Origin of the sequence: Frankia sp. AiPs1, assembly GCF_023716945.1 — a bacterium.
Lineage (GTDB): Bacteria > Actinomycetota > Actinomycetes > Frankiales > Frankiaceae > Frankia.
On sequence record NZ_JAMQQF010000307.1, the window covers coordinates 1 to 6,932 of the forward strand.

Annotated in this window: 3 protein-coding genes and 2 pseudogenes; 2 read left to right on the forward strand and 3 right to left on the reverse strand. The window is 74.4% G+C overall.

Translation table 11 applies throughout. The features are described 5' to 3' along the window. Both ND748_RS21395 and ND748_RS21400 read left to right on the forward strand, forming a co-directional pair. Positions 1-436, forward strand: a pseudogene (locus tag ND748_RS21395) (hypothetical protein); the annotation flags it as partial. A 515-nt stretch (positions 437-951) separates the two neighbouring features. Continuing rightward, the gene (locus ND748_RS21400) at positions 952-1,515 is read left to right on the forward strand and encodes a sigma-70 family RNA polymerase sigma factor (protein ID WP_251747774.1); all 564 of its coding nucleotides are present in this window, start codon (positions 952-954) and stop codon (positions 1,513-1,515) included. Between the two features lie 136 nt (positions 1,516-1,651). Here the strand turns inward: ND748_RS21400 and ND748_RS21405 are convergent, their stop codons facing one another. The 3 genes and pseudogenes from ND748_RS21405 to ND748_RS21415 form a co-directional block, all read right to left on the reverse strand. Next, on the reverse strand, positions 1,652-2,557 hold the full coding sequence (locus ND748_RS21405) for a DNA-formamidopyrimidine glycosylase family protein (RefSeq protein WP_251747775.1): 906 nt from the start codon (positions 2,555-2,557) through the stop codon (positions 1,652-1,654). Positions 2,558-2,721: 164 nt separating this feature from the next. Further along, on the reverse strand, positions 2,722-4,143 hold the full coding sequence (locus tag ND748_RS21410) for an MFS transporter (protein ID WP_251747776.1): 1,422 nt from the start codon (positions 4,141-4,143) through the stop codon (positions 2,722-2,724). Next, a pseudogene (locus ND748_RS21415) lies at positions 4,140-6,932 on the reverse strand (DEAD/DEAH box helicase); the annotation flags it as partial. The gene ND748_RS21410 and the pseudogene ND748_RS21415, both read right to left, overlap by 4 nt.

Below are 6,932 nucleotides of genomic sequence, written 5' to 3' on the forward strand. Positions count from 1 at the left end.
CGCCCCGAGCCCGTGGGAGCTGCGCCGGTCCGCGGCCGCCGAGCCCCTGCGCCGCGGGGAGGCGGGGCTGGCCGCGCTCGTGGCGATGACCCGCTCCCTCGGTCCGGGCGCGGCCCGCACGCTCCTGCAGACGGCCGCGGCCGGCGCGGCGGAGCTGGTCGACGGGCTGCGCGTCGGTGCGGCCCGGGTTGTCGCCTGCGAGGCGGCCGTTCGGGCGATCTCCCATCCCGGGCGGCGGGCCGAACTGGCCCGGACCACCGAGGCCCTGGTGGCGACGATGACGACGTCGGTCGCCGTCGTCGACGACCTGCTCGCCGCGGCCGGCGAGGCGGTCGGTACCGTGTCGTCGTCGGCACCCGGCCTGATCAGGCTGCGCGAGGACACCGAGGCGCTGCGGGGGTACGCGGCGGCCCTGCGGGAGCTCGCGGGCGTCTAGCCGTCCGGCTTGCCACGGCCACGCCGCCTGCGGCGAGAGCACCCCTGTGCGGGCCGGTACGAACTGCGAGGCTCCGACCACGTGTCGGCTATTCGACTGGGTGGCACTTTCGGGTCGTAGATCGCCACGTTTACAGCCGGTTCACTGAATACGGTGCGTAGCGAATGGCAATTAGGCATACAGTCTGTTGGGCTGGAGAACGCCATTCTCTTGGCTTTCTCGGCGTTTTGCCACCGTTTGGTGGTGTTGCTCCGGCGTCGGAGCGATGGTTCCGGGTCCGTGGAGCGAACGGTGCGTGCATGTTGGGCGGCCGTGCCGCGTGTACGGAGAAGTCGGGACTGGCTTGCCCAGGAGTGGATGTGTAATGTCCGGCTTGTCCAAAGTCCGCTGCTTGGCACCCAGCGGACATAAGAGACCAAGGCGCATCGCGGTTCTGCCGGTGCTGGCGTGCACCGGGCCGGCCGTGATCGCGCTGGGGGGTGGCGCGGTCCGAGCAAGTAGAGGTGGACTGAACCGTGACATGCCCTGCCGGGGAGTTCCCCCCGGTTGATTCTGCAACCGCGACGGCAACTGCAACGTCCCTGGCCGAGCTGGACCGGCCCTACAGCGAGCAGCGTTGGTCGCTGATGCTGCCCCACCGGGAGCGGCTGATCCACATCGCCCGCCGTCGGCTGCCGAGCAAGGCCGACGCGGAGGACTGCGTGCACGAGGCGTTCATCCGGGCTGCGGGCTTCCGGGACCTCGACGCGAACCGAGTCGGTCAGTTCCTGACGACGACGGTGCTGCGCCTGTGCGTCGACCACCATCGGGCCCGTCAGCGCGCGGAGCGGGCGGTCGTCCGCGGGTACCTGCAGCCGTGGGAACCCGCGCCGGACGACGCCGTCTGCGACCGGGCGGAAGCCCGCTGGCTGCTGGCCCGGGCCGGTTCCCTGCGTGGCCGCGAGCGTCAGGTGATCATGGCGCGGGCGGCCGGGATGAGCACGCGGGAGGCGGCGGCGGACCTGGAAATCAGCCTCAAGGCGGCCGAGGGTGCCTTCACCCGCGGCCGGGCGCGGCTGATCTCCTTCTCCCGGAACTGACGGTTTCGCCAGGATCGGGCGTGTACCACGCACCAACAGGCACATCAGGCAGCACCAGCACCACCAACCGCACCATCACCACCAGCACCAGCACCAGCACCCGCACCACCACCAGCAGCAGGCACCAACAGCACCATCAGGCACCACCTTCCCCGGCATCAGGCCGGCGGACGCGGCCGAAGCGCGCCTCGGCGCCTCGGTTCGTACGTCCGCGACGGGCGACGGCTCCCGCGGGAGCCGCCGGTCCGGCCTGGCATCGGGGGCACCAGGTGGTGCGCCGGCTCTCGTCGTCGACCCGGCCGGGTATCCGGCCCTGGTCGGCTGTGAGTAGCCGGCTCCCGCACCGCCGGCAGGGCCGCCCGGCCCGGCCGTAGACCCAGTGCTCCTCCCCGGGTCGCGTTGACCCGGTTGTCACCTGATGCCCGCCGTGGGCGCCGGTCCTGATCATCGCTTGGGCTCGTCGGACGAGTCCCGGTAGATCGGGTACGTCGCCCACGGGCGTCCAGGGGGACACGCCGGCGACAAAGCAGGCCTCGGTCCGCCAGATGTTGCCCAGGCCGGCGATGAGCCGTTGGTCGAGCAGCGCGGCACCGATCTCCCGCTGCGGCACTGCCCGCAGCGCTGTCACCACGGCGTCCAGGTCCCAGTCCGGGCCGAGTACGTCCGGGCCGAGATGGCCGACGGCGTCCTGCTCGCGGCTCGTCGCCAGCAGCTCGACGATCGCCAGGCGGTACCCGACCGCGACCTGCTCCGCGGTGGTGAGCACGACCCGGATCTGCCAGGCCGGACCGCCCGACCAGGCCACCCCCGGACGGTAGAGGTGCCACGAGCCCTCCATCCGGAAATGTGTGTGCAGGCTCAGCCCGCCGTCGAACCTGGTCAGCAGGTGCTTGCCGCGCGCCGCCACCCCGATGATCCGCTGGCCGGACAGGTCGGCCGTGGCCAGTTGGGGCACCCGGAAGTCGGTGCTCAGCAGCCGCGCGCCGGCGAGCGCGGCGTCCATTCGCCGGGCCGCACGCCACACCGTGTCGCCCTCGGGCATCTGCGCATCCTCCCCGCATCCTCCGGATCCGTGGCCGGTGCTCGCACCGTCTGCCGTCTGCCTTGCGCCGTCCACCTGCGCCGTCCACCTGCGCCATTCACCTTCCGCCGATCGACTCCGCGCGTCACCTGCCGCCGCGGGTCCCGGCCTCGGCTCGAGACCGGTCACGACCAGGGCGTGCGTGCCGGGCTGGACGACTGGTGCCGCGGTAGCCGGCGGGCGACCACGATCGCGCCGAACAGCCCGATGCCGACCGTGAGGCCGAAGGCGACCGCGAGCCCGGCGTCCGGCGCGCCGGTCATCGCCTGGCTCGCCGCGACCGCCACCCCGCTCACTCCGGCGCCGAACGCGGTGCCCAGGTTGTCGCTGAGTGCCACCGCGGTGCTGGCCATCCCGTGCCGGTCGGGCGGCGTTTCGCCGAGGACCAGCGTGACGACGGTCGAGTACGACAGACCGATTCCCATGCCGGCGACTCCCCAGCAGGCGATCGGGACGGCCAACGGCACGCTCGCGGGCAGCAGCACGGTGGCGAACCCGCCCGTGCCGAGGGCGACCAGCGCGAGCCCCGCCCCGATGAGCTCGCGATATGACCGGCGCTCGGCGAATCGGGCCTGCGTCCAGGAGCCCGCCGTCCAGCACAGAGTCGCCGTGGAGACCGCGAGTCCCGCCGTCGTGGTCGACGCGTGCCGCACCGCGGTGATCGACAATGGCACGAAGGTGTCCGCTCCAAAGAAGGCCCAGGTCAGTAGGCCCCGGGCCGCTACGGCGGCAGGGACGCCGGGACGCAGGCGCAGGGTGCCGGCCGGCAACAGTCGGCGCAGCGGGTCTAGTCCGCAGGCGATGCCGGCGGCGATCAGTGGTAGGCCGAGCGGCGAGCGGTTCGTCAGACCGGCCAGGACGAGGCCCGCGCCGCTGCTGATCCGCACCGCCGCGACGATTGGGATCCGGCCATGCCCGCCGGCCGGTCGTCCCGGTAGTGCGCGCAGCGCCCGCAAGGGAATGCCCCCCGTGGCGACGGTCAGCGGTAGCAGCCCGGCGAAGACCCAGCGCCAGCCGGCATGGGCGGCGATCAGGCCGGCCAGCGCCGGCCCGCCGAGGCCCGGCACCACCCAGGCGGTGGAGAGCACCGCGAAGACCCGAGGCCGCAGCTCGGCGGGGTAGACGCGGCCGATCGTGGCGTAGGCGACCGCGGGGATCGCCCCGCCGCCGAGACCCTGCAGCCCCCGGCCGACGACGAGCACGCCCATCGTCGGTGCCAGGGCGGCGAGGAGCAGCCCCGCGCAGAAGAACAGCAGCCCGACGGCGAACGGGCGAGCGGGCCCGGCCCGGTCGGCGCCAGCGCCGGCGAGCACGATGCCGACCGTCGTGCCGAGGAAGAACGCACTGGTCGCCCAGCCGTAGAGGCCCACGCCGCCGAGATCGGCGGCCACCGCCGGCAGCACCGTGACCACGGCAAGGGCCTCGAACGCGACCAGCGTGATGATCGTGACGAGACCGACGGTCAGTGCCCTGACCCGTCGGTCCCACAAGGACCACACCGCTGGCCCGTGCCCGCCTTCCTGGGCCGCCCCGACCTGGTTGGTCAAGCCCGCAGCCGCAGGCCACGCGGCGTCGGATGGAAGCCGGCGCGTTCGAGGGCGGCGCCGAGGCCGCTCGCGATGATCGGCGCCCCGTCGGCCTTCTCCACGGTCAACCGGCCTAGTGATCCGTCCGTGACAGCACGGGCCAGGGCGTCCACGGCGGTCGCGGTGAGGTGCTCGTCCGCCGTCCACGACAGCAGGGACCGCCCGCCCCGCTCCACGTAGAGGACGAGTTCGCCGTCGACGAGGACGACCAGTGCTCCCGCCTTACGGCCGGGTCGGTGCCCGGCCGCCGTGTCCGCGCCCGGTCCCGACCGGTCCGGCCACGCCAGCGCGGCACCGAAAGGATTGGCCGGATCGGTGGCCGCAAGAACGACGGCGGCGGGGCCCCCGCCGGCCCGGCCGACCGCGAATCCGGGCTGGTGGGGATCCGACTGCGCCCGCGTCCCTCCGTCGCCCGCCGAGGCGCCCGGGTCGGATCCGCTGGGCGCCGGCGCCCAGGAGGGGCTCTGGGCCACGTCACGCTGCGTCGCGGCGATCGCACGGAGCCGATCGACCGCGCCGGGCACGGCGAACTGGGCGGCGCCCAGCGACTCGACGAAGTATCCGCGCCGGGCCCGGCCTGCGTCCTCGAACGCGCTGAGCACCCGGTAGACCGCGGCGAAACCGCCCGGCGGGCGCTCGCTGGTCACCGCCCCCCGGGTGACGATGCCGTGCCGGTCGAGCAGCGCCTCCGCGAGCGCGTGGCCGCGGCGGGTCGGGTCCTCGTCGCGTTCGGGTAGCAGCGACCATCGGCCCGCCGCGGTGGGTGGACCGGTCCGCCGCGGCAGCATCGGCCGACCGTAACGGGACTGCCGCGGTCGCGGGGCCCGCCGCTTCGCCACGGGTCCGGCGGTCCCGCCGGTGGCACTCAGGGCGACGCGCAGCGGCGCGAGGGTGTCGTTGGTGATCAGACCCGCCCAGACGAGATCCCACAGGGCCGCGGTCAGGGCGGTGTCGTCGAGTGAGCCGACCCGATCCGACAATGCCCGGAAGAACAGCGCCGCGCCGTCCGCGAGGGCGTCGAGGACTGCCGCGTGCGGCTGCCCGGCGGCGGCGTCGAGGTCGGCTGCGGGCAGCAGGAGGGCGGCGGCGTCGGCGGTGACCAGCGTCAGCCAGCCGTCGCCGCCGGGCAGCCCGCCGGCGCCCGCCCAGTGGACCTCGCCGGCGGAGCACAGTTCGTCGAGCATCGCGGGGGAGTAGTCGGTGACCCGGGCCGGCAGGACGAGCTGCTCCCAGGCGCTCGCCGGGATCAGGGCGCCCTGCAGTTGCTCGACGGCCCGCAGCACGCCGTCGACCCCCCGGCCCCGACCGCTGGTCAACCCCTGCCAGGTGGGCAGGAAGGCGCCGAGTGCCCGGGTCGGCACGGCTTCGACCTCGCGGCGCAGCGCGGCGAGACTGCGCCGGCGCAGCGCGCGCAGCACCCCGGCATCGCACCATTGCATGCCCGTGCGCTCGGGATGCAGCTCGCCGCGCACCAGCCGGCCCTCGGCGGTCATGGACTCAAGCACCCCGACGACGACCGCCGGGCCCAGCCCCAGACGCCGCGCCGGCTCCTCGGCATCGAAGGGACCGTGGGTGCGGGCGTACCGAGAGAGCAGATCACCCAGCGGGTCGCGCACCGGCTGGGTGAACGCCTCGGGCACCCCGACCGGCAGGGGGACGCCGAGGGCGTCGCGCAGCCGGCCCGCGTCCTCGACCGGCACCCAGCGTTCCTCCCCGGCGATGCGGACCCGCAGGATCCGGCGATCGTGCTCCAGCTCGGCGAGCCAGGCCGGGGTGGCGCCCCGGGCGACGGCCTCCTGCGTGGTCAGGTCGCCGACGATGCGCAGCAGGTCGGCGACCCCCTCGGCGTCGTGGGCGCGCCGCTCGGGAGCGAGACGGGTGAGCTCGGCGGTCACCTGGGCCAGCGCGGCGGGATCGATCAGCTCCCGCAGGTCGGCCTCGCCGAGCAGCTCGGCGAGCAGCGAGCTGTCCAGCGACAACACCTGGGCGCGGCGTTCGGCCAGCGGAGCGTCGCCGTCGTACAGGAACGCGGCGACGTAGCCGAACAGCAGCGACGAGGCGAACGGCGACGGGGAGGCGGTCTCCACCTCGACCACCCGCAGCGACCTGGCTGCCACCGCACGCATGAGCCCGACCAGCGCCGGGGTGTCGAACACGTCCTGCAGGCATTCCCGCATCGTCTCCAGCACGATCGGGAAGTCGCTGAACGTGGCGGCGACGGTGAGGAGCTGGGCGCTGCGCTGGCGCTGCTGCCACAGCGGGGTCCGCCGGCCGGGGGTGCGCCGCGGCAGCAGCAGGGCCCGCCCGGCGCACTCCCGGAACCGGCTGGCGAACAGGGCGCTGCCGCCGATCTCCGCCCGCACGATCGCGTCGATCTCGTCCGGCTCGAACAGCGCGAGATCCGCGCCCGGCACCTCCGCCGCGTCCGGGATCCGGGCGACGATGCCGTCGTCGGTGTGCATGATCTGCACCTCGGTGCCGTACCGTTCCCGCAGCCGCGCCCCGAGCGCCAGGGCCCAGGGCGCGTTGACGGGCGCGCCGAACGGCGAGTGCACCGCGAGGCGCCAGTCGCCGATCTCGTCCCGGAAACGTTCGACGACGATCGTGCGGTCGTCTCCCAGGTGCCCGACGGCGGCCCGCTGCTCGTCGAGGTAGCGCAGCAGGTTCGCGGTGGCCCAGTCGTCGAGCCCGGCGGCCCGCACCCGCTCGGCCGCGGCCGGCGCGGGCAGCCGACCGACCTCGCGCAGGAA

Bases quoted from the DNA above. Each gene is read 5' to 3' on its own strand.
- ND748_RS21405 (WP_251747775.1), bottom strand. From the start codon at position 2,557: ATGCCCGAGGGCGACACGGTGTGGCGTGCGGCCCGGCGAATGGACGCC.